24 protein-coding genes and 1 tRNA gene are annotated in these 25,726 nt (G+C 64.7%); 11 read left to right on the plus strand and 14 right to left on the minus strand.

Translation table 11 applies throughout. The features are described from left to right. Positions 1-157: 157 nt before the first annotated feature. Complete coding sequence (locus GA0071312_RS00960; protein WP_131817663.1) at positions 158-3,700, plus strand: AsmA-like C-terminal region-containing protein; 3,543 nt, start codon at positions 158-160, stop codon at positions 3,698-3,700. A gap of 4 nt (positions 3,701-3,704) precedes the next feature. On the opposite strand, the gene pssA is transcribed toward GA0071312_RS00960, so the two are convergent. Then, complete coding sequence (pssA, locus tag GA0071312_RS00965) at positions 3,705-4,568, minus strand: CDP-diacylglycerol--serine O-phosphatidyltransferase (protein WP_074443254.1); 864 nt, start codon at positions 4,566-4,568, stop codon at positions 3,705-3,707. Positions 4,569-4,612: 44 nt separating this feature from the next. Then, positions 4,613-5,623 carry a phosphatidylserine decarboxylase gene (locus GA0071312_RS00970; RefSeq protein WP_338056780.1) on the minus strand — a complete coding sequence of 337 codons (1,011 nt, stop codon included), beginning with the start codon at positions 5,621-5,623 and terminating at the stop codon, positions 4,613-4,615. 63 nt (positions 5,624-5,686) lie between these two features. On the opposite strand from GA0071312_RS00970, the gene GA0071312_RS00975 reads away from it, so the two are divergent. Then, a complete protein-coding gene (locus GA0071312_RS00975) occupies positions 5,687-6,271 on the plus strand; it encodes a L,D-transpeptidase (RefSeq protein ID WP_074444085.1) in 585 nt (194 codons plus the stop codon). A gap of 135 nt (positions 6,272-6,406) precedes the next feature. Here the strand turns inward: GA0071312_RS00975 and GA0071312_RS00980 are convergent, their stop codons facing one another. The 4 genes from GA0071312_RS00980 to GA0071312_RS00995 form a co-directional block, all read right to left on the minus strand. Further along, a complete protein-coding gene (locus GA0071312_RS00980) occupies positions 6,407-7,393 on the minus strand; it encodes a PDDEXK family nuclease (RefSeq protein WP_074443256.1) in 987 nt (328 codons plus the stop codon). A 150-nt stretch (positions 7,394-7,543) separates the two neighbouring features. Continuing rightward, positions 7,544-8,446, minus strand: coding sequence for a cation diffusion facilitator family transporter (locus tag GA0071312_RS00985; protein ID WP_074443257.1), 903 nt, complete (start codon positions 8,444-8,446; stop codon positions 7,544-7,546). A 49-nt stretch (positions 8,447-8,495) separates the two neighbouring features. Beyond that, positions 8,496-9,083, minus strand: coding sequence for an NAD(P)H-dependent oxidoreductase (locus GA0071312_RS00990; RefSeq protein WP_074443258.1), 588 nt, complete (start codon positions 9,081-9,083; stop codon positions 8,496-8,498). Between the two features lie 138 nt (positions 9,084-9,221). Then, positions 9,222-9,306, minus strand: a tRNA-Leu gene (locus GA0071312_RS00995). 195 nt (positions 9,307-9,501) lie between these two features. Between GA0071312_RS00995 and GA0071312_RS01000 the strand changes: the two genes are divergently transcribed. The 3 genes from GA0071312_RS01000 to GA0071312_RS01010 are packed head-to-tail and all read left to right on the plus strand — an operon-like array spanning position 9,502 to position 10,983. After that, positions 9,502-10,083, plus strand: coding sequence for a YqaA family protein (locus GA0071312_RS01000; protein ID WP_074443259.1), 582 nt, complete (start codon positions 9,502-9,504; stop codon positions 10,081-10,083). A gap of 10 nt (positions 10,084-10,093) precedes the next feature. After that, on the plus strand, positions 10,094-10,615 hold the full coding sequence (locus GA0071312_RS01005) for a disulfide bond formation protein B (RefSeq protein ID WP_238947044.1): 522 nt from the start codon (positions 10,094-10,096) through the stop codon (positions 10,613-10,615). Positions 10,616-10,656: 41 nt separating this feature from the next. Beyond that, a complete protein-coding gene (locus GA0071312_RS01010) occupies positions 10,657-10,983 on the plus strand; it encodes a hypothetical protein (RefSeq protein ID WP_074443260.1) in 327 nt (108 codons plus the stop codon). 20 nt (positions 10,984-11,003) lie between these two features. Here the strand turns inward: GA0071312_RS01010 and GA0071312_RS01015 are convergent, their stop codons facing one another. Further along, positions 11,004-11,462, minus strand: coding sequence for a hypothetical protein (locus tag GA0071312_RS01015; RefSeq protein ID WP_074443261.1), 459 nt, complete (start codon positions 11,460-11,462; stop codon positions 11,004-11,006). 156 nt (positions 11,463-11,618) lie between these two features. Between GA0071312_RS01015 and GA0071312_RS01020 the strand changes: the two genes are divergently transcribed. Further along, a complete protein-coding gene (locus tag GA0071312_RS01020; protein WP_074444087.1) occupies positions 11,619-12,587 on the plus strand; it encodes an L-threonylcarbamoyladenylate synthase in 969 nt (322 codons plus the stop codon). Between the two features lie 7 nt (positions 12,588-12,594). Here the strand turns inward: GA0071312_RS01020 and wrbA are convergent, their stop codons facing one another. Continuing rightward, the gene (wrbA, locus tag GA0071312_RS01025; protein WP_074443262.1) at positions 12,595-13,194 is read right to left on the minus strand and encodes an NAD(P)H:quinone oxidoreductase; all 600 of its coding nucleotides are present in this window, start codon (positions 13,192-13,194) and stop codon (positions 12,595-12,597) included. Between the two features lie 102 nt (positions 13,195-13,296). Between wrbA and GA0071312_RS01030 the strand changes: the two genes are divergently transcribed. After that, positions 13,297-14,223: a LysR family transcriptional regulator gene (locus GA0071312_RS01030; protein ID WP_074443263.1), complete on the plus strand. Its 927-nt coding sequence runs from the start codon at positions 13,297-13,299 to the stop codon at positions 14,221-14,223. 80 nt (positions 14,224-14,303) lie between these two features. Here GA0071312_RS01030 and GA0071312_RS01035 read toward each other — a convergent pair whose 3' ends face one another. The 3 genes from GA0071312_RS01035 to GA0071312_RS01045 all read right to left on the minus strand — a co-directional run bounded on the left by GA0071312_RS01035 (position 14,304) and on the right by GA0071312_RS01045 (position 17,371). Then, the gene (locus tag GA0071312_RS01035; RefSeq protein ID WP_074443264.1) at positions 14,304-14,945 is read right to left on the minus strand and encodes an N-carbamoylsarcosine amidohydrolase; all 642 of its coding nucleotides are present in this window, start codon (positions 14,943-14,945) and stop codon (positions 14,304-14,306) included. Between the two features lie 52 nt (positions 14,946-14,997). After that, positions 14,998-15,930 (minus strand): hydroxymethylglutaryl-CoA lyase, encoded by a 933-nt coding sequence (locus GA0071312_RS01040; RefSeq protein ID WP_074443265.1) that lies wholly within the window; start codon positions 15,928-15,930, stop codon positions 14,998-15,000. A gap of 139 nt (positions 15,931-16,069) precedes the next feature. Continuing rightward, on the minus strand, positions 16,070-17,371 hold the full coding sequence (locus tag GA0071312_RS01045) for a UDP-glucose dehydrogenase family protein (RefSeq protein ID WP_074443266.1): 1,302 nt from the start codon (positions 17,369-17,371) through the stop codon (positions 16,070-16,072). A 633-nt stretch (positions 17,372-18,004) separates the two neighbouring features. Between GA0071312_RS01045 and GA0071312_RS01050 the strand changes: the two genes are divergently transcribed. Then, entirely contained in the window at positions 18,005-19,075 is a 1,071-nt protein-coding gene (locus GA0071312_RS01050; protein WP_074443267.1) for a fatty acid desaturase, read from the plus strand. Between the two features lie 23 nt (positions 19,076-19,098). Here GA0071312_RS01050 and GA0071312_RS01055 read toward each other — a convergent pair whose 3' ends face one another. Together GA0071312_RS01055 and GA0071312_RS01060 are read right to left on the minus strand one after the other, a co-directional pair. After that, positions 19,099-20,130 (minus strand): NADP-dependent oxidoreductase, encoded by a 1,032-nt coding sequence (locus GA0071312_RS01055; RefSeq protein ID WP_074443268.1) that lies wholly within the window; start codon positions 20,128-20,130, stop codon positions 19,099-19,101. A gap of 152 nt (positions 20,131-20,282) precedes the next feature. Beyond that, on the minus strand, positions 20,283-21,002 hold the full coding sequence (locus GA0071312_RS01060; protein ID WP_074443269.1) for a FadR/GntR family transcriptional regulator: 720 nt from the start codon (positions 21,000-21,002) through the stop codon (positions 20,283-20,285). Between the two features lie 352 nt (positions 21,003-21,354). On the opposite strand from GA0071312_RS01060, the gene GA0071312_RS01065 reads away from it, so the two are divergent. Together GA0071312_RS01065 and GA0071312_RS01070 are read left to right on the plus strand one after the other, a co-directional pair. Then, positions 21,355-22,377: a Gfo/Idh/MocA family protein gene (locus GA0071312_RS01065; RefSeq protein ID WP_074443270.1), complete on the plus strand. Its 1,023-nt coding sequence runs from the start codon at positions 21,355-21,357 to the stop codon at positions 22,375-22,377. Positions 22,378-22,508: 131 nt separating this feature from the next. After that, a complete protein-coding gene (locus tag GA0071312_RS01070; RefSeq protein WP_074443271.1) occupies positions 22,509-23,342 on the plus strand; it encodes a hypothetical protein in 834 nt (277 codons plus the stop codon). A gap of 25 nt (positions 23,343-23,367) precedes the next feature. Here GA0071312_RS01070 and GA0071312_RS01075 read toward each other — a convergent pair whose 3' ends face one another. Continuing rightward, the gene (locus GA0071312_RS01075) at positions 23,368-23,826 is read right to left on the minus strand and encodes a hypothetical protein (protein ID WP_074443272.1); all 459 of its coding nucleotides are present in this window, start codon (positions 23,824-23,826) and stop codon (positions 23,368-23,370) included. 271 nt (positions 23,827-24,097) lie between these two features. Here GA0071312_RS01075 and GA0071312_RS01080 point away from each other — a divergent pair, with 271 nt between their 5' ends. Beyond that, the gene (locus GA0071312_RS01080; RefSeq protein ID WP_083204199.1) at positions 24,098-25,726 is read left to right on the plus strand and encodes a phytoene desaturase family protein; all 1,629 of its coding nucleotides are present in this window, start codon (positions 24,098-24,100) and stop codon (positions 25,724-25,726) included.

The raw sequence follows: 25,726 nt of genomic DNA on the forward strand, positions 1-25,726 counted from the left end.
GAATGACCGGTCGCGCACATCGCCGTGAAGGCATGGCACGCCGATGATACGCGGCAAGCCGTCGCAAGGATCATCGGTAGGCGCTAGTGTAGGCGCCGCGCAAGCGATTCGCGTGGTATCCCCGTTCAGGCGCTGAAATCCGGCGGGGTGTGAGAGGGTGTCGAAGAGCGGTTTGGGCGAAGCGGATGATCTCAGAGCGCTGGAGCCGGCAACGCTGCGCCGTCGCGGACGGGCGTCCGGCGCGCGCGGGCGCGCGCGCTGGCGCCGGATTGGCCGGCGCGTTGTCATCGCCAAGGGGATCCTGGTCCTGATCGTCGCCGTTGCCTTCGGCGCATTCTACTGGCGCGTGTCCAGCGAGCCGCTGCGCTTCGCCGGACTGACGGGTCAGATCACAACCACGCTCGAAGCCCAGCTCGGCGAGGGCTGGCGCATTGAGATCGGCGATGCGGCGCTCGACATGCATGACGGTCGGCTGGCGCTGGCGGTGGCCGACGTCACCGTCCGCGATGCGCGCGGCGGGCGCGTGGCCAGCGCCCCTGCAGCCCTCATTCCGGTCTCGACCTGGTCACTCGTCGCGGGCGCCCCCCGCGCCCACGGGCTCGAACTGGTCGGTGTCGAATTACGGTTGCAGGTGTCCGAAACCGGCGCCCTGTCACTGACGACGCCGGATGCCGATATCCTCCTGATCCCGGATTTCGAGGCCGATCCCGAGATGGCGGATCCGGGCCTGCTCGGGCCGGAACCCGCAGAGGGTAGCGATCCGGCTGCGCTTGCGGCCCTCGCCTCTGCCCTCGGCGGTTTCATCGGCACGCTGATCGATCCGCAGAGCCCGATCGGTGCGATGGCCGAGGCGGGACTCGTCGATGCACGGCTGACGCTGGTCGATGCCGAAGGCCGGGAGCGCGTCGGCTTCAGCCGTGTCGATGCCCGGTTCGAGCGGATTGGCGAAGGCCGGCGGATCACTGCCAGCCTGACGGGCAGCGGCACGACCTGGCATGTCGAAGGCGCCGCAAGACCAGATGAGGGCGGCGCCGAGGCGGCTCTCCGGGTGACCGGTTTTCCTGCCAGCGACGCGCTGATGATGGCTGGTCTGTCACGGCGATTCGCCACGCACGATCTGCAGCTCGGCATCGAATTGAACCTGTCCACCGATGCGCAGAACCGCCTCGATGTCGTATCGGCGCGTGTGGAAACCACGCCCGGACGCTTCTTCTTCGATGATCCCGAAGCGCCCACCCTCGGCTTTGGACGCTTGGTCGCCTCCTTGCGCTATGATCGCGCACAGGAATTGATCACGATTCCCGAGTTCCGCTATACCAGCGACGGCACGCAACTCCTGCTGCGCGGCACTGCCCGTCCCGACCCCGAAAGTGCCGATTGGCAGGTCTATCTCGCAGGGCGCGACGGGGTACTCTCGGCGCTGGAGCCGGGCGAGCCGGAAATGGCTGTGCCCGTCATCGACCTCTTCGCCCGGGTCGGGCCGTCAGGGGTGCTGATCGAGGAGCTCTCCCTGTCGGGCGAGGGGCTCGATGTCGCGATGACGCTCTCGACCGCATCCGACGCGGATGCCGGCGGTCTGCGGGCGGGTCTCGAGGTGCGCGACATCGCCGTCCGCGACGCGCTGCGGATCTGGCCCCCCTTTGTCGCGCACAAACCGCGGGAATTTCTGGTCGGCGCCCTGCGTGACGGTCGGCTCGCGCACCTGTCCGTCGCCGCAACATTGACCGGCGATGATTTCGCCAATATGCGCAACCCCGCACAAGCGAGGTTGATGGGCCCGCTACCGGGGCAAAGGCGCGATTCCGTCGCCGGGCTGCAGCGTGAAGGCCTGCCGCCGGAGGCGATCGATCTCAGCTTCGCCATCACCGATGCAACCTTCCAGGCAAGTCCGGGGCTGCCGCCGCTGCAGAACGTCCATGTCAGCGGTCGGCTGGATGGCCGCAGCGCGACGCTCACGGACGGACGCGCCAAGGTCGCCATGGATGATGGGCGTCGCCTCGACATGTCGGGCACCGAATTCGACTTCGATGACTTCTGGATGGCAGGGAACACCGCCGCCGTCACCTTCAGGCTGGAGGGCGGCGCCGATGCGCTGGCATCACTGATACGCACCCCGCAGATCGCGCGCGATACGCCCACGACCCTCGATCCGGATGCAGTTTCCGGCAATGTCGTGCTCGATGTGGCCCTCGCCCCGCAATTCTCCAATGCCCCGGATGCACCCGAGACCTCCGTCGCCGTGAGCGGGCGGCTGTCCGACGTGACCCTGCGCGGTGCATTCGGGGAGGACGATCTGCGTGGCGGGGAATTCACCCTCGGTTTTCGCAACGGCGCCCTTGATCTCGCGGGCGAGGCGCAACTCGGTGAGGATGTCATGACGCTGGCCGCATCACGCCCGCGCGATGCGCCGCTCGCCCTGCGGATCGATACCGTGCTCGATGCTGAAGCGCGCGCACGCCGGGGGCTCGATCTCGGCGACGCGGTCAGTGGCAGCCTGCCCCTCGGCATCACGACCGAACTGGTGCCCGGCGAGCCGCAACCCTACCGGATCGAAGCCGATCTGACGGAGATCGCCCTCGCGGAGCCCTTCCCCGGCCTCGTCAAACCCGCCGGCCGCCCGGGCCGCCTGTCCTTCATGCTGTCGCAAGACGATGGCTGGGTCATCTCCGACCTCGATCTCGAAGCCGGACCGACCCGGATCGGCGGCAGCGCCAGGCTCGATTCACAAGGCCGCCTCGTGAATGCGCAACTGAGCCCGTTCCGGCTCGCCAGCGGCGACGAAGCACGGCTCGAAGCCAATGCGTCCGAAATGGCGCTACGGATTGATCTGCGCGCCGAAACGCTGGATGCCCGCAGCTTGCTGGACAAGGTCACCGGCGACGGAACCCCGGCAGCCGGTGGCGCCATGAATGGCGCCTGGCGGGAAATCGCGCTCGATCTGCGCGCCGATATCCTCAGCGGCCATAACGGCGAAGCGCTGACAAATGCGCGATTGGGCCTGCTGATCGCCGGTGACGAGGTCAGGCAATTCGAACTCGACGGACGCTTTCCGGGTGCACCGGTCTCGGGCCGGATGGGGCTGACGCCGCAGGGGCGTGCCATGCTGTCGATCGGAGCCGAGGATGCCGGTGTGACATTGCGCTTCATCGATCTCTATACGCGCATGATCGGGGGGGCACTCGACTTCCAGATCGCGGCAGGCGGAGATGAGCGCCCCGGGCGCCTGGTCATTCGCGATTTCGTGCTGCGTGACGAACCGGCCTTGCGCAACATCGCTTCACAGGCCGCACGCGGCCAGGCGGAGCTGGATGTGGCCGAGACCGCCTTCGCGCAGGCGCGCATCGACTTCCTGCGCACCGGTGGCCGCATCACTTTCGAAGAAGCGGCCATGTGGGGTACACAGATCGGCTTCCGGCTCGACGGTTTCGTCGATATGGCCGACCGCGTGATGGATCTGCGCGGCACCTTCGTTCCCGCCTATGCCGTCAACAATGCCTTTGCGCAGGTTCCGCTCTTCGGCCCGCTGCTCGGGGGCGGGCGACGCGAGGGGCTGCTCGGGGTGAATTTCCGCGTCTCCGGTCCGATGAGCGAGCCGACGCTCTCGGTGAACCCGCTCTCGGCGATCGCGCCCGGCTTTCTGCGCCGTCTGTTCGAGGCCGGCGGACCGGGTGCCTACGGCACGCCGGGGCAGGCACGGTGACGCCTCAGGATGGCGAAGACGGCCTGTGATCGACCGGTTCGTCCTTCCGGGATTCGCGCGCCTCGCGCGCCCTGGCCTGATGCTCCCGCTCGAGCCGGCGATAGCGTGCGAAGGTCAGCGGGATCATCGCGAGATAGAGCAGCGTACATGCCGCCAGCATCTCGAAGGTGAAGGTCAGAAGCAGGGCCACGAAGGCGACGCTGGCGACGAAGATCGGCAGGACCCAGGAGCGCGGGACACGCTTGCCGATCGACTTGCCGGCATAGGTCGGCAGGCTCGACACCATCAGAAAGGCGATGGCGAGCATGTAGAGCGCGACCGGGAAGGCCATGTAGGCATCCATCGGCAGGCCGAGGAAATGCAGGTAGACCGGCAGGAAACCGGCAACCGCCCCTGCCGGTGCCGGCATGCCGACGAAGAAATCCTTCTTCCAGTCGGCCCGGCCCGGATCCTCCGCCATCACATTGAACCGCGCCAGCCGCAGGCAGGAGGCGATGGCGAAGACGAGCGCGATCACCCAGCCGAACCCGCCCAGCCCGTTCAGGGTGAAACTGTAGATGATCAGCGCCGGCGCAACGCCGAAATTGACGAAATCAGCGAGCGAATCGAGTTCGGCGCCGAAACGCGAGGTCCCCTTCAGAAGCCGCGCCACACGCCCGTCGATCCCATCGAGAAAAGCGGCGACGAGAATCGCGTAGACGGCGAGTTCCAGACGGTCCTCATGGGCCATGCGGATCGCGGTCAGCCCGAGGCACAGCGCGAACAGCGTGATCAGGTTGGGCGCGAGCACCCGCAGCGGGACGGGCCGGAAACGCCGGCGGCGCGGCTCGTTCGGATCGGGCGCGAAGGGCGGAAATAGTGGCTTCATGCTTTCACTCCCGTATCGGGCTGCGCCCCCGGTCTTCCCCGCGCTCAGCTGCCGCGAAACAGTCGCTGCGGCTCTTGCGATCGCAGATCGGCAAGCACCGTCTCACCGGCGACCGCCGTCTGGCCGACATCGACGAGCGCCACCGTATCCGCCGGCAGGTAAATGTCGAGCCGCGATCCGAAACGGATCAGCCCGAAGCGATCACCGGCGCCCAGCGTCTCGCCCTCCTTGACGAAGCTGACGATGCGCCGCGCCACCAGCCCCGCGATCTGCACCACGCCGATCGTGGCGGCGGGGGTCTCGATCACGAGCCCGTTGCGCTCGTTGTCGTCACTGGCCTTGTCGAGTTCGGCATTGAGGAAGAGGCCCGGCGTGTAGACCTGCTTCACGATACGCCCGGTGACCGGCGAGCGGTTCACATGGCAATCGAAGACGTTCATGAAGACCGAGATCCGCAGCATCTGCTGCGGCGCCAGAGAGAGTTCCGGCGGCGGCTCGGCGACGGTGACCATGCTGACCGTCCCGTCGGCGGGCGACACCACGAGACCGTCGCGGATCGGTGTGACGCGCGGCGGGTCGCGGAAGAAATAGCACACCCAGGCCGTGATGATCGCCGCGATCCAGCCCAGCGGCTGCCAGATGAATGCCAGGATCAGGGTCGCCAATGCGGCGATGGCGATATAGGGGTAGCCCTCCTTGTGGATGGGCACCAGAACCTTGCGGGCGGAATCGATCAGCGACATCGCTTCATCCTGAACAGGAGCCTCTCCGGCAATGGCGCAAAAGATGCGCGCCTCCGGCAGACATGGCGGCAGACACGGCGGCGGATACGGCGGCGCGGACCGGCCTGCGCCACGACAGGGCCGTTGCATAACCGGTTTCGGCCGATCCTCAAACCCCTCCCCGCGAATCGCGGCGCGCCGCCCCCTGCAAACGAAGGGGGCGATCGCCGGCCCGGGCCCGGGAATGTGGCGGGAAAGCCACATTGTGGCCGAAACATGATGGCAGGCGCACACAAACCATTCGCGCTTCCGCCTCACAGCAGTAACAGTCATGCTTGGTTAACGGTGATTCCCGCATGCTGGCGGGAGTTCGTTCCTTCTCGAGGCATGTCGCGTATGCAGCTCTTTCGCTTTCTGGCGGTGATCGCCCTTTCGCTCGGCCTGGCCGGTTGTTTCCAGACCGTGCCGGATCCCGATGTCTCGGCGCGCGACGCGCAATTCATGGCGCTCGTGCCGGATACGCCGCTGGAGCCGAAATTCCAGCGCTACAAGGTCGATTATCGCGGCAAGGAAGAGCCCGGCACCATCGTCGTCGATACCCGCGCGCGCCTGCTCTACCTTGTCCTCGAGGAAGACAAGGCCATCCGCTACGGTGTCGCCGTCGGCGACGAAGCCTATGGCTGGACCGGCACCGCCCGCATCGCGCGGCGCGCCGAATGGCCGAGCTGGAGTCCGACCCAATCCATGCGCGAGCGCTGGCCCCATGTCCGCGCCATGCAGGGCGGCCCGATGAATCCCATGGGCGCCCGCGCGCTCTACCTCTATGAAGGCAACCGCGACACCCTCTACCGCATCCACGGCACCAACGAACCCGAAAGCATAGGCCGCGCCGCCTCCTCCGGCTGCATCCGCATGCGGAATATCGATGTGATCGATTTGTATAACCGGGTGCAGGTGGGGGCGCGGGTGGTTGTGCGGTGAGGGGTGGGGGGGCGAAATAAAAAGGGTTTGATGCTCGCCCGGGACATCGCTGTCGCGAGGTGCAGCTATGCTGGACGGAGCGGACGTTCGTTGCGCGTCGACATATGTCAGCTTTCAGAATACGAAATACGGAACCTAAAAGGGAATTTCGTCGTCTAAGCCAGACGAGTAAGAGGCGTCGGGAAGCGCGCCAGACGGCAATGGTTGATTGGTTACGGTAAAAAGATTGAGAATATCGTCCTGATCCATGAACATGATCTGACTTCGCTTGGTAGCATCAAGTTTTTGACCTAACCAGTTCTTAGCCTGCTTTGTTATTTCGCCTCCCGAAACAATGAAAGCGTGATCCACTAGGGCCTTCTTACTTGTCTCAGGATCAAAAATTTCGTGCCCCAACATCATTAGTGCCTGTTGATAAATTTCCGAGATATTTCTGTTTCTGCCTTTGCTTACCCCTGCCGCGTCAAGCTTTCCTTTCTTAACTTGGACACCAAAGTAGAGAACGTGTTGCGTCGGCAGAATGTATCGCATCCAAATATCTTTACCGTATTCTAGAACCTTGTCCCTGTGACCTGCTGCTTGAATGCGATGAAAGCCTAGCTGCCTAAATAGTGGCAGTAGCACTTCTTCAATAAGTTCGTCTTCAGAGCATTTGCTGAGGTATCTGCTCATATTCTCGCGTCGCTCCAATTCTGTGGGTGTAAATGGTCGATGGGGATTTGCAGCATGAGAGACTGTTTTTGTACCGATGTGCCTGATGTAGAGGAGGTTATCTTCCCCGAAGTAGGCTTCAAATCCTTCGCGAGAGAACGGCTTATTGATATGCTCGAGTGCAAGGAGGCGATCGGGATCATCTTCTTCGGCGTCAGCCTTATGCATGAGAACACGGAAAACATGCACAAATCGATCAGGTAGAACGTATGGCCCTGACGCTGGTTCTGCCAAAAGTTCAGCAAGTACACCGGAAACCCACGCCCACCGCGTCGAGCCATCGTGTACATAATCCATATCACACTCTTCGAAAAAATATGTAATGTAGCTACTAGAACGGTATGGAAAGTATTTAGCATCGCCGATTATAGCTTCCGCTAGAATTCTCAGGTTCCTTTCCTTGAATTTCATTTTTCATGCCTTCCGTAATCGAGCAAACTTCTCAAGAGGCCCGGTTTGTAGCGGTTGGTGCTATGCTGTCGAAAAACAAGCTTTCATACAAGTTGCAGCATCCGGGAGTATGGGCTCGAAGCGATCAAAGGGCATTTTCTGCCAGATCCATCACCCACCCCCATCCGCAATCGGAATACACGGCGCCTCCTCCACCTTCGGGTCCGGCTCCACATGGATCGTGATCATCGCGCCTTCGATCTCGCGGCGGATGGCGCGTTCGATGCGGTCGCAGATGTCGTGGGATTCTTCCACGGTCATGGCGCGGGGGACGACGAGGTGGAATTCGATGAAGGTGGCGCTGCCGGCGTGGCGGGTTTTCAGGTCGTGGGCTTCCAGCGCGCCCTCCCCGTTCGCGGTGACGATGGCGCTGATCTGCGCGCGCTCGGCGTCGGAGACGGCGCGGTCCATCAGCCCGTCGGCGGATTGGTGCAACAGCTTCCAGCCGCTCCACAGGATATTGAGCGCGACCGCGATGGCGACAAGCGGATCGAGGATCAGCCAGCCGGTCACGGCCACCAGCGCGAAACCGGCGACGACGCCGATCGAGGTCCAGACATCGGTCATCAGATGGCCGCTCTCGGCCAGCAGCGCGGGCGAGCGCAAGGCCCGGCCCCGCTTGCGCAGCATGAGCGCCCAGCCGCCATTGAGAATGGTCGCCACGATGGCGAGGGCGAGGCCGCCCAAAGGCGCCTGCAAGGGCTGCGGATCCATCAGCCCCCTGATCGCCGCATGCAGGATCGCGAGCGCGGCGAGGATGATGAAGACGCCGGAGAGAATCGCCGAGAAATATTCCGCCTTGTGATGGCCGTAAGGGTGCTCGGCATCGGGCGGCTTGGTGGCAATGCGCAGCGCGACCAGCGCCACGCTCCCGCCGACGATGTTGACAATGCTTTCCAGCGCATCGGAAAACAGCGCCACGCTGCCCGTCAGCCACCAGGCGAGGAGCTTGATCGCGAAGACGATGACGGCGACCGCAATGGTCAGCCATGCCATGTTGACGCTGTTGATCATCAAAACGACCGCTCCCCGCGCCGTATTACCGGCGCGTCTGCGCCTTGCCTCACGCCGCCCCGGCCCCGAGGCTGCGCATCTGCGCCAGCCAGGCCTCGCGCTGCGCCGCGCGCCCTTCCCCCTCGACACGCCCCATCAATGTCGTGCGCACCGGCTTCATTCCGGCGAATCTGAGAATGTTGCGCTCCAGACTCTTGAGCGAATGCGACAGGAAATACAACCGGTAGACCAGGGCCGGCATGCCCATCGTCACCACCACCCGGGCCGATTTGCCCTTCAGCTTCTGCTGCCAGTGCCCGTCCGCGTCGATCGCCATGACGAAACCGCCGCAGGAGAGGTGTTCGAGCGCCGATTTGAGGATGGCCGGCATGTCGCCCAGCCAGAGCGGGTAGATGATCACCAGATGATCGGCTGCGCCGACAATGGCCTGCATGCGCAGGACCGCCTCGTCCGTCGGCGGCGCCTTCCATTGCGCCTGGTTGCGGATATGGGGCAGGTCCATCGCGGCGGTGTCGATGATGTTCGCCACATGCCCCGCGGCTGAAGCGCCCGCGCGATAGGATTCCGCCAGCGCATGGCAGAAATGCCCGCCTTGCGGATCCGGATGCCCCTGCATGATCGCGATGCGTTTCGTCATGACGATGCCCCCAAGCGTTCTTGCAGGACGGTATCATACGAAGCGGGTCGCGCTCCGACAGAGCGGGGAATTGCGGAGTTCCGGTTGCGCGGAGGATCTTGCGCGGAAGAAGGCGCAGAGCACCTGCTGCGCAAAGAATGGTGCCCCTGGCCCGAGTCGAACGGGCACTCCTTGCGGAACTCGATTTTGAGTCGAGCGCGTCTACCAATTCCGCCACAGGGGCAACGCGTCACCCGGTTAGCACGTCCACAACCGGCGAATCAACGAATTTTACCGGCATGGCACCGAACCTTCAGGTTTCGCTTACGATTTTCGCGCAGATCACTTAAGACAAGCCTCCGGGCCCGGAGGCTGGCTCACAGAGGAACCTTCGCGCGGCGATTCCGGCCGGCGCGAACGGCACCAGCGGGGACGGATCATGCTCAGACGTCTGTATTACTGGACCCTGTCACTCGCCGCGCGACCATGGGCGCCGTGGGGTCTCGGCGCGGTCTCGTTCACGGAGAGCTCCGTCTTTCCGATCCCGCCGGATGCCATGCTGGTTCCGATGGCACTGGCGCGGCCCGATCAGGCCTTCTTCTATGCCTTTATCACGACCATCACCTCCGTTGCAGGCGGCCTGTTCGGTTATCTCATCGGCGCCCTGCTCTACGAATCGGTCGGGCTCTGGGTGATCGAACTCTACGGGCTGGAGAACAAGGCCGAGAACTTCCGGATGCTGTTTGCCGAGCACGGCCACTGGACCATCATGATCGCCGGCTTCACGCCGATCCCCTACAAGCTGATCACCATCACCTCCGGCTTTGCCGCCTACGATATCTGGATGTTCATCCTGCTTTCGCTGTTGACGCGCGGCGCGCGCTTCTTTCTGCTGGCGACGCTGCTCTACAATTTCGGCGACTGGATCCGCGGTTTCATCGATCGCCATTTCGCCTTGTTGACGACGCTCGTGGCCGTCGTCGGCGTGCTCGGCTTCGTTCTCGTGCGCTATCTGATCTGAAGGTGATCTCGTGCAGATTATCGGCCTCCTCGCCATCCATCGCGGCATCGCGCTCGCCATCGCGCTGATGGGCATTGCGACGATCGCCGCAGCTTTGTGGTTCGAGCATGTGGTGGAGCTGCAGCCCTGTCTGTTGTGCCTGTATCAGCGCTGGCCGTATTACGCCGCGATCCCGCTTGCCCTCGCCATCACCCTGCTTGCGCGGGAGCCCGGCCCCGCCCGCGCCGGCCTCGCATTGATCGGGCTGATCTTTCTCGCCGGAACGGGGCTCGCGCTCTATCACGTCGGTGTCGAGATGGGTGTCTTTCTCGGCCCCACCGGCTGCGGCGGCGAGGCGGCGGCACGCGCCACCGACATGGACGATTTCAGACGCCAGCTCGAAACGGTGCGCGTGATCGACTGCTCGCAGCCCGCCTGGATCTTCCTCGGCATCTCCATGGCCGGCTGGAATGCCGTGATCTCCTTCACCATCGCGCTCATCGCTTTCGCAAGCGCCGCAACCTCATCCGGCAAGATCGCGTTGACTGACTGAAATCATCCCATCAACCGCGCAGGATCAACAAGGAGCAAGACATGGCCCGCTCACGCAGAACCGAAGAACGTGCCCTCGACAAGGACGAACTCGCCTTCGTCGAGAAGAGCCACCATCCCGCGATCAAGGAACTCGCCGACAAGGATCTCGCCGATCTGATCCGGCAACTGCGCGATCGCCGCGACAAGGCACGCGACGTCGCCAACCGCCAGCGTCGCGAGATGCGCGGCAAGGCGGCCCCGGCCGGGGCGAAGGGCGCCTCCGACAATACCGGCACGAAAGAGAAGCTCGCCATCCTCGCCGCCGCCCTCAAGCGGGCCAACAAGGAGCGCGATCGCCGGGGCGAAGGCGCTGTCGAAGCCGCGTGAAACCCGTGTTGCGGGTGGCGTCAGTCGATGCCGCCCGCCGCACGTCGCGTGAACCGGCGCAACGCGTCGGATGCCGACTCGGCGGCTTGCGCCAGATCACGTGCGGCCACGGCGAGCGTCTCCATCGCATCCCGGGACGGGCCAGCGGTCAAGGCCTGCGCGACGCGCTCGGCCTGTTGCGAAACGCACGCGAGCCGGTAATCGATGTCATTGGCGGCGATCTCGAGCGGCGTGCCCGCGACGACTTCCTCGAAACGGGCGTCGACATCCGGATCGGTGATGCCGCAATCGCGCAGGCGCATGCAGGCGAGATCGACGAGGTGCCGGCACCAGCCCTCGGCGGCATAGCGGCGGCAGCTGCACGTCATGCTGACCGCACCTTGCGCGTCAGCGCGCACCGAGACCGTCTCGGTGCCGCCATCATCATCGGTGATCGTCAGGCTGAGCGGCCGATTCGCCAGATCGTGGGTCGTGAGCATCGAATCACTCCTCGTGACGATCGTAACCGGTGACGCGCATGCTTCAAACAGGAAGCCGGAAACGAACATACAGCCCAGAGGATGAACAGCACTTTGACGACGCCGAACCGCTTCGCGACGACCGAACCGTCAGCCCCGGCCACCTTTACGACCGAGATGCTCTTCGGCGATGATGCCGGCATCGCGCGGGCGGCGACTCTCGTGCGCGCCGGGGCCTGCGTCGCACTGCCGACGGAAACGGTCTACGGGCTTGCCGCCGATGCCACGGATGCACGTGCCGTGGCCGGGATCTACGAGGCGAAGGGGCGCCCGCGCTTCAATCCGCTGATCGCCCATTGCGCCGATTTCGCCGGCGCCGTCCGCGAGGGCGTGTTCGACGCACATGCCCGCCGCCTCGCCGAGGCCTTCTGGCCGGGCCCGCTGACCCTGGTGGTGCCGCTGGCCGAGACCGCCCGCGTCAGCGATCTCGCCCGCGCCGGCCTGCCGAGCATCGCCTTGCGCGTTCCCGATCATCCGGTGGCGACGGCACTCCTGCGCGCCGTCGACAGGCCGCTTGCCGCCCCCTCCGCCAACCCGTCCGGGCGGATCAGCCCAACCGAAGCGGCCCATGTGGCGCATGATATGGCCGGCAGGATCGCCGCGATTCTCGATGGCGGCGAGACGCGGGTCGGGCTCGAATCCACCATCATTGCCTGCCTCGGCGGGGCGCCGCGCCTGTTGCGGCCCGGCGGTGTGTCGCGCGAGGCGCTCGAGGCGGTACTCGGATTTGCCTTGGCCGATGATTCATCTGCATCCGGCGCGCCGTCTGCGCCGGTCGCGCCGGGCATGCTGACGAGCCATTACGCCCCGCGCGCGCGGGTACGGCTGAACGCAGAGACGATCGAACCGGACGAGGCGGCGCTGCTCTTTGGAACGGTCTCCCCGCGCGGCATCGACGAAGCGGTCGCGGCGAGAAATCTGAGCGAAAGCGGCGATCTGCGCGAGGCTGCGGCCAATCTCTTCGGCGCCATGCGCGCGCTTGACGAAACGGGGGCCGCCGGCATCGCCGTGACCCCCATTCCGGAGCATGGTCTTGGCGCGGCGATCATGGATCGCCTGCGCCGCGCCGCCGCCGATCGCGGTTGAACCAGCCTCAACCCGCGAGTTTCGCTGCGATTTCCGCCACATGCCGGCCCTGAAAACGCGCACCGTCGAGCTCGACCTGCGAAGGCTGACGCGAGCCGTCGCCGCCGGCGATGGTCGAGGCACCATAGGGCGAATTGCCCATCACTTCGTCATAGCCCATCTGACCGGTAAAGCTGTAGGGCAGGCCGACGATGACGAAGCCGAGATGCAGGAGAACGGTATGGAAGCTCAGGATGGTCGATTCCTGGCCGCCATGCTGCGTCGCGGTCGAGGTGAAGACCGCGCCGACCTTGCCGATCAGCTTGCCCTGCGCCCAGAGCCCGCCGGCCTGGTCGATGAAGTTCTTCATCTGCGCGGTCATGTTGCCGAAACGCGTCCCGGTGCCGAAGATCACCGCGTCGTAATCGGCGAGTTCTTCCACGGTCGCGATCGGCGCCGCCTGGTCGAGCTTGTAACCGCTTTGCTGCGCAACCTCCTGCGGCACCAGCTCCGGGACACGCTTGATGGTGACCTCGGCCCCGGCTTCGCGGGCGCCCTCCGCCACGGCGCCAGCCATCGTTTCGATATGGCCATAGGAAGAATAATAGAGAACGAGAACGCGTGCCATTGGCTGGCTCCTGTGATGTGGGTTTGTCACTCCTCATTTAATCTTTCCACACCGCAATAAAATAGCTATCCTGGTAAGACTCAAATTGCATGGATGCAAGAAATGACACTTCCCCAGCAGATCCCCTGGGATGAATTCCGCCTCGTGCGCATCATCGCCGAATCACGCGGTCTGACCGGCGCGGCAGAAGTGCTTGGCGTCAATCATTCGACGGTCTTCCGCCGCCTTGGCCAGCTCGAAGACACCTTGCAGGTCAAGCTGTTCGAGCGTCACCGCACCGGCTATGTCCTGACCACGGCGGGTGAGGAGATGGCGGCGCTGGCCGAGCGCATGGACGAGGATGTCGCCGCTTTCACGCGCCGGCTCGCCGGCCAGTCGATCGCACCGGCAGGCGAATTGCGGGTCACGACCAATGATTCGCTCCTGGTGCATCTGCTGACGCCGATCTTTGCCGCGTTCACGCGCGCCTATCCCGAGATTCGCCTCGACGTGGTGCTCGCCAACCAGGCGCTGAACCTGTCGAAGCGCGATGCCGATGTCGCCATTCGCGCCACCGACAACCCGCCGGAAACGCTGGTCGGACGGCGCGTCGCGACAATTGCCTGGGCGCTCTATGCGCATCGCGCGGATGTACCCGACCCTTCTGCTGTCGATCTGATCGATCTGTTCGCGAAGCGCTGGGTCTCGCTGGGCGACAATCTCGCCGGACTCAAGGTGACGCGCTACATCGCCGAACACGTTGCCCCGGAGCATATTGTCTACCGGGTGAACACGGTGCTCGGCCTCGCCGAGGCCATCGGCGCGCGGGCCGGGCTCGGCCCCCTGCCCTGCTTCATCGCCGGGCAGAACCCCGATCTGGTGCGCCTTGCCCCGCCACGGGAGGATTTCTCCGCCGGGTTATGGGTGCTCACCCATCCCGATCTGCGCCACGCCGCCCGGGTGCGCGCCTTCCTGGATTTCGTCAATGCCGCCATCGTCGCGCAACGCCCCATGATCGAGGGGCGCGATGATCCCGATGGCAGCACCTGAGGCCGCGCATTCCCGGCGGGCGCGAATGAGGCGGGCATGACTTCGCGCATGCGCAATGCCCGTCCGGCTTCGTCCCCGGATCAGGCGTCGCCTGCAAAGCGCTGTGCGAGGTATGACAGCACCTCGGCCTTGTCGACCACATCACCATACTTTGCGTTGATATCGAAGAGGTTGGCCTCATGCGGCCCGTCATGGCGATCGCCGACGCATTCGCGTGGCACGATCGGGCGGAACCCGTGCTGGATCGCGTCGATGGCGGTGGCGCGGATGCAGCCGCTGGTCGAGCAGCCGATCAGGATGGCGGTGTCGATGCCCGCCGCCGTGAGCGTTGCGGCGAGGCTCGTGCCGAAGAACGCGCTTGCATAATTCTTGACGATGACCAACTCGTCTTCCTGCGGCGCAACGCGCGGGTCGAATTCCGCCAGTGGCTCCCCTGGCACAAGGCTGCGCAGAACCGGGACCTTGCGCGCGAACAGGCCGCCATCCAGACCGGAAGCATGGAAGAGCACGCGGGTATGGATGACCGGAAGCCCGGCCACGCGCGCAGCCGCGATCAGCGCCACGCTCTCATCGACCGCGCGCACGACGCCTTCGGCAAAGAGCGGAGCGCCGGGGCTGGTGTAGCCCTGCAGGAAATCGATCACGATCAGCGCCGGTCGTGCCCCGAAGCCGAGGCGGTTGTCGAATACGCCGGCGTAATTGCGCTCACGGCTGTCGTTCATGACCGGACTCCGCTATCAGATTCCATCGAGATTGTATCCAATTTGTGCCCGATCAGGCAGCCTTGCCGAGATTTCCGGGGAAGGTGCCGGCGCGACCGAGCAGGGCGGGCGGCTGCTTGCCGAGCTGCTCGCCGAGCCAGTTGCCCGTGGCGATCAGCGCGTCGAGATCGATGCCGCCCAGATGCCCCATGCGCTGCAGCATGTAGGTGAGATCCTCACTCGGCACGTTGCCGGTCGCCGCCGGCGCGAAGGGGCAGCCGCCGAAACCGCCGACGGAGGCGTCGAGCGCCGTGACGCCGGATGCGATTGCAGTCACGGCATTGGCGAGACCGGTATTACGGGTATTGTGGAAATGCGCGCGCAGGGGCAGGTCCGGCAAAGCCTCCCGCAGCAGGGCGAAGCGGGTGGTCACGTCGCCGGGCGCGGCGACGCCGATCGTATCGGCCAGCGCGATCTCGTCCGGCAGCGCATCCGCCGCCGCGAGTTCGGCGGCGATGGCGGCCGGGCGGCCCGGATCGACCTCGCCCTCGAAGGGACAGCCGAAAGCGGCGGCAATGGTGAGGCTCGTCATGCAGCCGGCCTCGCGAGCCGCCGCGCGGACATCGCGCCATTGCGCCAGTGTCTCGGCGATCGGGACGCCCTGGTTGCGCTGGTTGAAGGTCTCACTGGCAACGACGACATAGGTCACCTCGTCCACACCCGCCGCGATGGCTTCACGCGCACCGCGCAGGTTGAGCGCGAGCGCTGAAAGGGACGGTTTCGCGACAGCCATGGCGGGATCATCACGCAAAGCCGAAACGAGGTCGCCGGCGCCAGCCATTTGCGGGACGCGTTTGGGATTGACGAAGCTCGTTACCTCGATGCGGCGCAGCCCGGCGGCCACGAGCTTGCCGATCAGGGCCTGTTTCATCGCACGATCAAGGATTGTCGGTTCGTTCTGGATGCCGTCGCGCGGGGCGACCTCGACGAGCGTGACTTCTGCCATGGGGCGCTCCCTGCCTGCCTGATCGACGCCATATCGCATCAGCGTCCTCACAATTCAGGGCTTTGTATACAATGACGCAGGCAATCCGTCGAGTGCGCGGGTGCGGATACGCGTTCCGACAAGCGCGGCGCTGGCCGTCTCAGCGCCCGACGCTCGTATAGCTGAAACCGAGCGCCGCGACGTCGTCGGCGCGGTAGATATTGCGCAGATCGACCAGGACCGGCGCCTTCATGAGCGCCTTCATGCGCCCGAGATCGAGGGCACGGAAGGCGTCCCATTCGGTGACGATGACGAGCGCATCGGCGCCCTCGGTGCAGGAATAGGGATCGTCGGCGTAAGTGACATCATCAAGCACCTGTCTTGCCTGTTCGATCCCCTCAGGATCATAGGCCGTCACCCTTGCGCCCATATCCTGAAGCGTGCGGATGATGGCGATGGCGGGCGAATCGCGCATGTCGTCGGTATTGGGCTTGAAGGTCAGGCCGAGAATGGCAATACGCTTGCCGTGGACGTCGCCGCCGCAGGCCTTGACGACCTTGCGGCCCATGGCGCGTTTGCGCGTATCGTTGACCGCCGCGACCGTCTCGACGATGCGGATCGGCGCGTCATTGTCCTGCGCGGTCTTGATCAGGGCCAGCGTATCCTTGGGGAAGCAGGAGCCGCCGAAGCCGGGACCGGCATGCAGGAATTTCGAGCCGATGCGGTTATCGAGGCCGATGCCGCGGGCGACATCCTGGACATTCGCGCCGACCTTCTCGCACAGATCCGCGATCTCGTTGATGAAGGTGATCTTGGTGGCGAGAAAGGCGTTGCCGGCATATTTCGTCAGCTCGGCCGTGCGCCGCCCGGTGAAGAGCATCGGCGAATGGTTGAGATGCAGCGGGCGATAGGCCTGGATCATTGGTTCGCGGGCGCGCTCATCCTCGATGCCGATGACGATGCGGTCGGGCCGCTTGAAATCGCTGATCGCGGCGCCTTCACGCAGGAATTCCGGGTTGGAGACCACCGCGAAATCCGCATCCGGACGCTCCTCGCGGATGATGCGCTCGACCTCGTCGCCGGTGCCGACGGGTACGGTGGATTTGGTCACGATCACCGTAAAACCCTCCATCGCATGGGCGATCTCGCGGGCGGCGGCGTAGACATAGGTCAGATCGGCATGGCCGTCGCCCCGGCGCGAGGGCGTGCCCACGCCGATGAAGACCGCTTCGGCCTGCGCCACGGCGGGCGCAAGCTCGGTGGTGAAGGAAAGCCGTTTCTGGGCGACGTTGCGTGCCACGAGCTCCGCGAGCCCCGGCTCGTAGATCGGCATCTCGCCCGCCTGCAGCATGGCAATCTTGCGCTCATCCTTGTCGACACAGACCACTTCGTGCCCAAAATCGGCGAAGCAGGCCCCAGAGACGAGCCCGACATAGCCCGTACCGATCATCGTGATGCGCATGGAAATTCTCCGTCACCGCGCGTGCTGCAAAAGCCTCGACCGCAAACGGGATAGCCGATCGGGCCGTGAAAGCAACCCCATCTGATGCAATGACTTCTGTCGGTCGCCGATGCGCCGCGCAGGGCACGCACAACTCCCGTTCTACCAGCTAAGCAGGCCAGAGCGGACGCCTCATGAAGCGCGCGCTTTCCCTCCCCTAAGGCGCGGGATCAAGGGTGGGGTCAACCCGGATCATGAAATCCGCGTCGTCGACGCTTTTCATTCACCGCCCTCCCCACCCTCATTCCCTCCCCGCTGGGGAGGGAGGCCAGGGCGTGTGCTCTGCGTCGGTCCAAACCGGCAAGATGGGTGACGTTTTGGACCATCAGAATAAATCACGGCGGTGATGAAGCGGGCGGACGTCATCGACGTTGGAGAATTACCACGACCGCCCCTCACCCCCGGCACCTCTCCACGAGGGAGAGGGGAGAGCGCGCTGCATTGACGGCCCGGAGCAGACGCAAGCGCTGGTGCGTTGCCCGCATATCGGGGCCGGGGGACGATTATGGCATTTACCTTTGCGCAAATTAGGCTAGATGGAAGTGAACATCGGCCTTTCTGCGCCAGCGGCCTGCCCCTGGGATTGGATATTTCTTGTCGAACGACGATACTGCCCGCGGGACCACTGCGACCCCGCGCTCCTGGAACGTGGCGCTCGCCCGCTACCGCCAGCCCGACAACCGCCGTGGCGCGTTTGAAATCCTCGTCACCGCCGTGCCGTTCGTGGCGTTGTGGAGCGTCGCGGCGCTGTTGGTGACGAACGGGTATTGGTGGGCCGGGCCGATCCTGGCCGTGCCGGCGGCGGGGCTGCTCGTGCGCATGTTCATGCTGCAGCATGATTGCGGGCACGGAGCGCTGTTCTCGCGGCGCGCACTGAATGACTGGATCGGGCGCGCCATCGGGGTGTTGACCTTCACGCCCTATGATTACTGGCGCCGCACGCATGCGGTCCACCACGCCAGCGCCGGCAATCTCGACCAGCGCGGCATCGGCGATGTCGACACACTGACCGTCGCGGAATACCGCGCGCGCTCGCGTGCAGGGCGGCTGCGCTACTGGCTGTACCGGAATCCGCTGGTGATGTTCGGCCTCGGGCCGGCCTGGCTGTTCATCTGCCAGTACCGGTTGCCTGTCGGCCTGATGCGCAGCGGCTGGGAGCCCTGGATCTCGACGCTGGCCACAAATGCCTGCATCGGGGGCATGGCCGCCCTGCTGATCTGGCTGGTCGGCCTCGGCCCGTTCCTGCTGGTCCAGGGCCCGATCATCCTGATCGCGGCCACGGCGGGGGTATGGCTGTTCTATATCCAGCACCAGTTCGAGGAGACCCACTGGTCACAAGGCCGGGAGTGGAACCACCAGAACGCCGCCCTGCACGGCAGTTCGCATTATGACCTGCCGCCGATCATGCAATGGTTCACCGGCAATATCGGTATCCACCACGTGCATCATCTGTCGAGCAAGGTGCCGTTCTACCGCCTGCCGGAGGTGCTGCGCGATTTTCCGGCCTTGCAGGATACCAACCGGATCGGCTTTCGCGAAAGCCTTGGATGCGTGAAGCTCGTGCTCTGGGACGAGGAATCACGCCGGCTGATCTCCTTCCGGGAGGCACGGGAGGCAAGGGGCGCAAGGGGCGCAAGGGGCACGCCGCCGGCAGCGGCGGCCTGAGCGACCGCCTCCCGGTCATCGCCTCAGCCGCCAAGGCGCACGAGCTGCTTGCCGAAATTCCGGCCCTCCATCAGGCGCATGAAGGCCTCGGGCATGGATTCGATGCCGTCGAGCACATCCTCGCGCGTGGCGATGCCGCCCTCCCGGGCCAGGGCCGCGAGGCGGGTCAGGGCCTCGTCGCGGCGGTGCCACCAGTCGAAGACGAGAAAGCCGTGGATGCTGGCGCGGGTGACGATGAGATGCCCCATGAAGCGCTCGCCCATATCCGGCTGACCGGCCTTGTCGGCCAGCGCGATGCGACCGCACTGGATGACGCGGGCATGGTTGGCGAGGTTCTTCATCACCGCATCGTGGATCGGGCCGGCGGTGTTGTCGAAGAAGATATCGACACCTTGCGGGCAGGCTTTCGCCACGGCGCCGGTGAGATCCTGCTCACTGCGATGGTTGATCACCGCATCGAAGCCGATCTCGCTGCACCAGGCCAGCTTGTCGTCGCGCCCGGCAATGCCGACGACGCGGCAGCCGGCCTGTTTCGCCAGCTGGCCGACGAGCTGACCCACGGCGCCGGAAGCCGCCGAGACCACCAAAGTGTCGCCGGGACGCGGGCGCCCGACATCATAGAGCCCGAAATAGGCCGTCATGCCCGGCATGCCGAGCCAGGACAGCGAACTCTGGATCGGCGCCAAAGCCGGGTCGATGCGGTTGACCCCGCCGCGCCCGTCACTGTCGGGGGTGAGCACCGCATATTCCTGCCAGCCCACGCCCATGGATTCGGCGATATCACCCGGCTTCCAGTCGGGATGGTTGGAGGTGACGACTTCGCCGACACCGCCGCCCTGCATCAGCTCGCCGATCTCCACGCCCTTGGTATAACCCCTGGCCGGGCTGATGCGCCCGCGCATATAGGGATCGACGGAGAGATACCTGACCCTGATCAGGATCTGCCCCGGCCCCGGCTCGGGACGCGGCGCCTCTTCCATGCGCCAGGTCTGCGTGCTCGGCATGCCCTGCGGATATTCCGCCAGCAGCCAGCGGCGGTTTACGTCTTGCGCCATAACGGGTTTCCTCGTCTCGTCGCTTGTTGTTGCGCGAAGGCGTGCGAGCACCTTCACTGACCGTTCCTGTCAGCAAATCATCGCAGCCGCGCAGCCGCAAGATGCAGGTCTTCATAGGCGGATCGGCACCTTGCCGGAGCATTTCGCCCGGATCACAACATATCGGCTTCGTCGATGATGGCGATGATGTTTTCGACATGGCTGCGCATGGCCGCGCGCGCCTCGCCGCGATGGCGTCTCTCCAGCGCGGCGAGGATCGTCTCATGCTCCTCGCGCCAGCGGACCTGCCGCTCGCCCGATTGCAGAAGCAGCCGAAGCTTTTCCCATTCCGGATGGGCCCTTGCCGCCTGCCAGATGCTCAGCATCAGGCCGTGGGCAAACGGGTTGTGCGTGGCGCGGGCGATGGCGAGATGAAAATCGCGATAGAGGCGCGCGGCCACGTCGCAGGTATGGATTTCGGACGTGATCGCACGATGGCGCAGTTGCAGCGCGTGAATGTCGTCCTGCGTCGCGTTGAGTGCGGCAACGGCGCACATTTCCGGCTGGAACATCAGGCGTGCATTGAGGATATCGGCGACACGCGGTTCCGCCGCATCAGCCGCGAAAGGCGTCGCCATCGGCGCGGCGCGTTCGCTGACATAAACGCCGGAGCCGACACGGATGTTCACGAGATCCTGGATCTCCAGCGCCAGCAAGGCCTCGCGCACGCAAGACCGCGACACGGTGAATTGCTGGGCCAGTTCCCGTTCCGTAGGCAGGCGGTCGCCGGGGCGATACTCACCGGAGAGTATGGCTTCACGCAACGTATCGGCAATATGGCGATAACGTCTCTGCTTGGCGATCCATGCGCCTGAGCCGGTATTGTCTGTCATCGTGATGCATTTCGCTGGCTGCTGATATGTGCTGATACGCCGGGGGCAGCAAACAGATCAAGTATCAGCCAATTGATCATTAAATTTTATCAAAAATTGTGTAAACCCATATCCGAGGATTCGTGAATCTCTGAACGTAAGCAGAGACTTGAACGTATCCCAACGCTGCGGGAGCGCGCGTGGCGAAAGCAGGGGCCCGGTGCTGCCTGCAGGATCGCGCGCCGCAGGCCGGCGCGCGGGGCGTCGGCGCCGCATCCGCAGATGGTTGAATTTTTCCGCATCAGGGCGCATGAAGACGCCGCTCGCGCGGTTTTGCGCGTGACGCGAACAATTACCGGAACGAAAGTCAGTCATGTCGTTTGAGAGCACAAACGGGCCGCGCGCCGACCAGCCACGTGTGGCCGTGATCGGATGCGGCGCCTGGGGGCGCAACATCGTGCGCTGCTTCGCGCAACTCGGCGCGCTGGAAGCGGTTGTCGACAACAATGCCGATACCATCGAATCGCTGGTGGCCCTGTTCGGTTGCCGCGCCATGTCCGTCGAGCAGGCTCTCGCCGCCCCCGACATCGACGCCATCGTGATCGCGACACCACCTTCGGGGCACAAGGATCTGGCCCTCGCAGCGATCGCCCGGGGCAAGCATGTCTTCATCGAGAAACCGGTGACGCTCGATCACGGTGAAGCCGTCGCGATCGTCGCAGCGGCGCGTGATGCGTCGCGGGTGATGATGACCGGCCATATCCTGCAATTCCACCCGGCCTATCGCAAGCTGAAGGAGCTCGTGGGCGCGGGCGCGCTCGGCCGCCTGCAGCGCATCAATGCCAACCGGCTCAATCTCGGCGCCGTGCGACGCGAGGAAGATGCGCTGTGGTGCCTCGCTCCACACGATGTTTCGATGACGCTCGGCCTCGTCGGCGCGGCGCCGGACCATATCGACGCCCATGGGGAGGGGCATCTGCGCGACGCGATCGCCGATGCGGTGACGCTGCGGCTGGGCTTCGCCGGTGGTGAGATGGCGCTGATCCACGTGTCCTGGCTGCATCCCTACAAGGAGCACCGCCTCAGCGTGATCGGCTCGCAGGCAATGGCCGTGTTCGACGACACCCTGCCCTGGGAACGCAAACTCCAGATCTATCCGCATCAGGTCTGCCTCGACGGCGCCAGTCCGCAGGTCGTGCGCGCCGAGCCGGTCCCGGTCGAAATCACGCAGAACGAACCGCTTCTGGCCGAATGCGCCCATTTCCTCGATTGTATCCGCGACGGCTCCGAGCCGATGACCGGCCCCACCGAGGCGCTGGCGGTGATGGACGTGCTCGAGCGCGCGCAGCAATCGATGCGGGGGCGCAATCGCCCCGTCGCCAGCGCCGGGGCATGAGCGCGATCTGAACCATTTCCCGCGACAATGGTTGACTGGGCGCAATTCGAAACAGCGCCGCTTCGCCATTCGTCCCGACACGCTGAATGCATGAGGGATGCGTGGGCCGTCGGCAGACGAGGAGATGCCGGATGAGGATCGCACGTCAAATCGCAGGCCAAATCGCACTCTTTCCCCTGCTTGCCGCCATGCCCGGCACGGCCATGGCCCAGCCTGACGCAACGTCAGACGCCGAGATCGCCGTGACGGGGCTCACACTGTCGCGGCCGATTGCCGCCGATGCCATGCTCCCGGCGCGGACGCAGATGAGCATCCGTATCGCGGTGCCGCCGGCGCATGTGGTCGGGCTCGGTCGCGACTCGCGCATGACCCGACTCGAAGACGATACGGGACATTCGCTGCTCGTCGAACACGGGCCCGCAGAAGAGGACCAGACCGAGCCGTTTCGCGCCCCGCCGGGCCTGACCTGGCGTGACCCCTCGCCTCCCGGTGCCGCATTCGGCTTCCTGCGCCGTGACGATTTCAGCATTGGCGGTCGCGACGGCTGGATCGAGATCACCGTCGACGCGCCGGAGCTTCCCGCAGAGGATGCGACGCAGTTGACGGTCGCGGGCACGATCGACGTGCTCGTCGCCGGCGAGGGCGAAAGCCGCCACCGCATCGACAATGTCGATCTGTCGAACGGCGAGGCACGTTTCGAGATCGCCGACGAGACCATTACCTGCATGCAGGACCGCAGCCTGACGCGGGGTGATCGCGATGTGCGCGAATTCTATTGCTGGTCGCAGTCTCTGCAACCACGCTCCATCGCCGTCGCTGATCAGGACGACGCCCCGCCGCCGCCGATGGACCGGTCCAACCTCGTCGTCATCGGCGAGACGGACGACCTCTCCCTCGAAGTCACCTTCCCGATCGGTGAGACGAAGCGGATCATCTTCGAGGAGCGTGTCGGCCTCGGATTGTGAGTTTCCGGCCAGGATGCCGCGCGCGTCAGTGCCCGCCTTGCGAGAGGCGGGCATCGCGCGGGGCGGAAAGGATTTCGCCGAGACTTTCAGCGATGTGCCGCGCCTCGTCATCGCGCAGGCGCAGGAGAAACGGGGGCAGTTGTCCCGCCTGAAGACCGATCACGGCATGGCCGTCCTCGTCGAGACCGATATCGATGGAGGGAGAGGTGACGTCGACGACTTCCCCCTCGATCGTCTCGTCGTCATCCGACAATTGCCGCATGAGTTCTTCGGTCAGAGCCTCGTCATCTTCCTCGTCGCCGTCGCCCTCATCCACTTCGAGCGCCTCGAGCATGTCGTCGTCGAGCGCGTCGAGCAGTTGGTTGAGCGCCGAGGCGAGCGTGCGCGCCGCCCCGGCATCCATCAGGACGGCGGTCGCCTGATCGTCCTTCTGGAAGGACAGTTGAATCTTGTTGCCCTCGACGGACAGTGAAATACCAGCCATACCTGTCTTTCGCATGAATATGCCCATATGGGAATGCGCTCGGAAGTTTGAAACCCCGCCGGTTCATGCCGGATCGCGAAACACCGCGCGCATTCCGATCGCGCCTTGCGCCACAGATAACGCGCCCGCGCCCGCGGCGAAAGCACGGAGAACGCTCAATGACACACTATTTGCGGTGTAACGCGGTGATCCTGATGCAGGATATGCACGTAGAGTGCAATAATCTGCAAAGCTTGCCCTCCGCACAGCACCAGCGCAACGGTTGATCATAATGAAGAACCCGGACGGAGAACCGCCTCCCGCCTCGAACCAGCCCCGCCCGGGCCTCGGCAATCTCGGGGATCTGGAAACCGGTCGCGGCGAGCATGTCGTCGTTGTCGGCGCCGGTCCCGGCGGCCTGGCATCGGCCATGCTGCTGGCCCGGCAGGGGATGCGCGTGACCGTGTTCGAGCGCGACGCCGTCGTGGGCGGGCGGACGCGCACCATCACCGCGCCGGGCGGATACAAATTCGATATCGGCCCCACCTTCTTTCTCTATCCGCGCGTTCTGGACGAGATCTTTGCCGCTTGCGGCGAGCGGCTCGCCGATCACGTCACGCTCACGAAGCTCGACCCGCAATACCACGTCGTCTTCGAAGATGGCGGCAATGTTCGCGCCACGCCTGATCTCACGCGCCTTGCGGCAGAGATCGCGCGGATGGCGCCGCAGGATGCGGCCAATGTCGAACGGTTCTTTTCGGAGAATCGTCAGAAGCTCGATCTCTTCCGCCCGATCCTGGAGCGTCCCTTCGGCAAGCCGACCGACGTGATCTCCCCGGCCATGCTGCAGGCTTTGCCGATGCTGCGTCCGTTCTCCAGCGTCGACAAGGATCTGCGCCGCTATTTCTCCGATCCGCGCGTGCGGCTGACCTTCTCCTTCCAGACCAAATATCTGGGCATGTCGCCCTTTCAGTGCCCGAGTCTGTTCACGATCCTGAGCTTCCTCGAATACGAGCACGGCGTGTTCCATCCCACGGGCGGCTGCGGGGCGGTGTCGGAGGCGATGGCCAGGGTCGCGCGGCAACTCGGCGCCGATATCCGCCTCGGCAGCGGGGTCGACCGCGTGATCTACGAGAATGACCGCGCGGTCGGCGTGGAGGTGAACGGGGAGCACATCGCCGCTGATGCGGTGGTGATCAACGGCGATTTCGGCCATGCGGCGCGCAAGCTCATACCGGAGCAGTATCGCCCGCGCTGGAAGGATAAAAAGATCGAGAAGGCGCGCATCTCCTGCTCGACCTTCATGATGTATCTCGGCATCGAGGGCGATGTCGGCGATCTCGAACACCATACGATCTATCTCTCGAAGGATTACGCCAAGAACATCCGCGACATCAGCAATTGCCGCATTCCGGAGGATTTCTCCTTCTACGTCCAGAATCCCGGCCGCAATGATCCGTCGATGTCACCGCAAGGCCATACCAGCCTGTACGTGCTGGTGCCGGTGCCCAATCTGCGCTCGGGAACCGACTGGGCAACCTTCGCGTCGCAATTTCGTGCGAAGACGCTGGAGCGGCTGAAGCAGCTTGGTCTGGCCGATATCGAACAGCGCATCCGCTTCGAGCGGATCATCACGCCGGCGGATTGGGAGAATGATTTCGGTGTGAACGAGGGCGCGACCTTCAATCTTGCGCATGATCTGGGCCAGATGCTCTACTTCCGCCCGCATAACCGCTTCGGGCACGGGGTCTATCTCGTCGGCGGCGGCACGCATCCCGGTTCCGGCTTGCCGGTGATCTACGAGGGTGCGCGCATCAGCGCCAAGCTCCTGCTCGAAGATCTGGCGGAGCGTCGCGGGCGGACGGGCAAGGGAGCGGAAGGCGCGGCGACGGATCAAGCGCGCGCTGAAGCCGCTGAATGA

Origin of the sequence: Saliniramus fredricksonii (assembly GCF_900094735.1) — a bacterium.
In the GTDB taxonomy this organism is placed as follows: Bacteria; Pseudomonadota; Alphaproteobacteria; order Rhizobiales; family Beijerinckiaceae; genus Saliniramus; species Saliniramus fredricksonii.

Bases quoted from the DNA above. Each gene is read 5' to 3' on its own strand.
- pssA (WP_074443254.1), bottom strand. From the start codon at position 4,568: ATGAAGCCACTATTTCCGCCCTTCGCGCCCGATCCGAACGAGCCGCGC.
- GA0071312_RS00970 (WP_338056780.1), bottom strand. From the start codon at position 5,623: ATGACTGTTACTGCTGTGAGGCGGAAGCGCGAATGGTTTGTGTGCGCC.
- GA0071312_RS00975 (WP_074444085.1), top strand. From the start codon at position 5,687: ATGCAGCTCTTTCGCTTTCTGGCGGTGATCGCCCTTTCGCTCGGCCTG.
- GA0071312_RS00980 (WP_074443256.1), bottom strand. From the start codon at position 7,393: ATGAAATTCAAGGAAAGGAACCTGAGAATTCTAGCGGAAGCTATAATC.
- GA0071312_RS00985 (WP_074443257.1), bottom strand. From the start codon at position 8,446: ATGATCAACAGCGTCAACATGGCATGGCTGACCATTGCGGTCGCCGTC.
- GA0071312_RS00990 (WP_074443258.1), bottom strand. From the start codon at position 9,083: ATGACGAAACGCATCGCGATCATGCAGGGGCATCCGGATCCGCAAGGC.
- GA0071312_RS01000 (WP_074443259.1), top strand. From the start codon at position 9,502: ATGCTCAGACGTCTGTATTACTGGACCCTGTCACTCGCCGCGCGACCA.
- GA0071312_RS01010 (WP_074443260.1), top strand. From the start codon at position 10,657: ATGGCCCGCTCACGCAGAACCGAAGAACGTGCCCTCGACAAGGACGAA.
- GA0071312_RS01015 (WP_074443261.1), bottom strand. From the start codon at position 11,462: ATGCTCACGACCCACGATCTGGCGAATCGGCCGCTCAGCCTGACGATC.
- GA0071312_RS01020 (WP_074444087.1), top strand. From the start codon at position 11,619: ATGCTCTTCGGCGATGATGCCGGCATCGCGCGGGCGGCGACTCTCGTG.
- wrbA (WP_074443262.1), bottom strand. From the start codon at position 13,194: ATGGCACGCGTTCTCGTTCTCTATTATTCTTCCTATGGCCATATCGAA.
- GA0071312_RS01030 (WP_074443263.1), top strand. From the start codon at position 13,297: ATGACACTTCCCCAGCAGATCCCCTGGGATGAATTCCGCCTCGTGCGC.
- GA0071312_RS01035 (WP_074443264.1), bottom strand. From the start codon at position 14,945: ATGAACGACAGCCGTGAGCGCAATTACGCCGGCGTATTCGACAACCGC.
- GA0071312_RS01040 (WP_074443265.1), bottom strand. From the start codon at position 15,930: ATGGCAGAAGTCACGCTCGTCGAGGTCGCCCCGCGCGACGGCATCCAG.
- GA0071312_RS01045 (WP_074443266.1), bottom strand. From the start codon at position 17,371: ATGCGCATCACGATGATCGGTACGGGCTATGTCGGGCTCGTCTCTGGG.
- GA0071312_RS01055 (WP_074443268.1), bottom strand. From the start codon at position 20,130: ATGGCGCAAGACGTAAACCGCCGCTGGCTGCTGGCGGAATATCCGCAG.
- GA0071312_RS01060 (WP_074443269.1), bottom strand. From the start codon at position 21,002: ATGACAGACAATACCGGCTCAGGCGCATGGATCGCCAAGCAGAGACGT.
- GA0071312_RS01065 (WP_074443270.1), top strand. From the start codon at position 21,355: ATGTCGTTTGAGAGCACAAACGGGCCGCGCGCCGACCAGCCACGTGTG.
- GA0071312_RS01070 (WP_074443271.1), top strand. From the start codon at position 22,509: ATGAGGATCGCACGTCAAATCGCAGGCCAAATCGCACTCTTTCCCCTG.
- GA0071312_RS01075 (WP_074443272.1), bottom strand. From the start codon at position 23,826: ATGGCTGGTATTTCACTGTCCGTCGAGGGCAACAAGATTCAACTGTCC.
- GA0071312_RS01080 (WP_083204199.1), top strand. From the start codon at position 24,098: ATGAAGAACCCGGACGGAGAACCGCCTCCCGCCTCGAACCAGCCCCGC.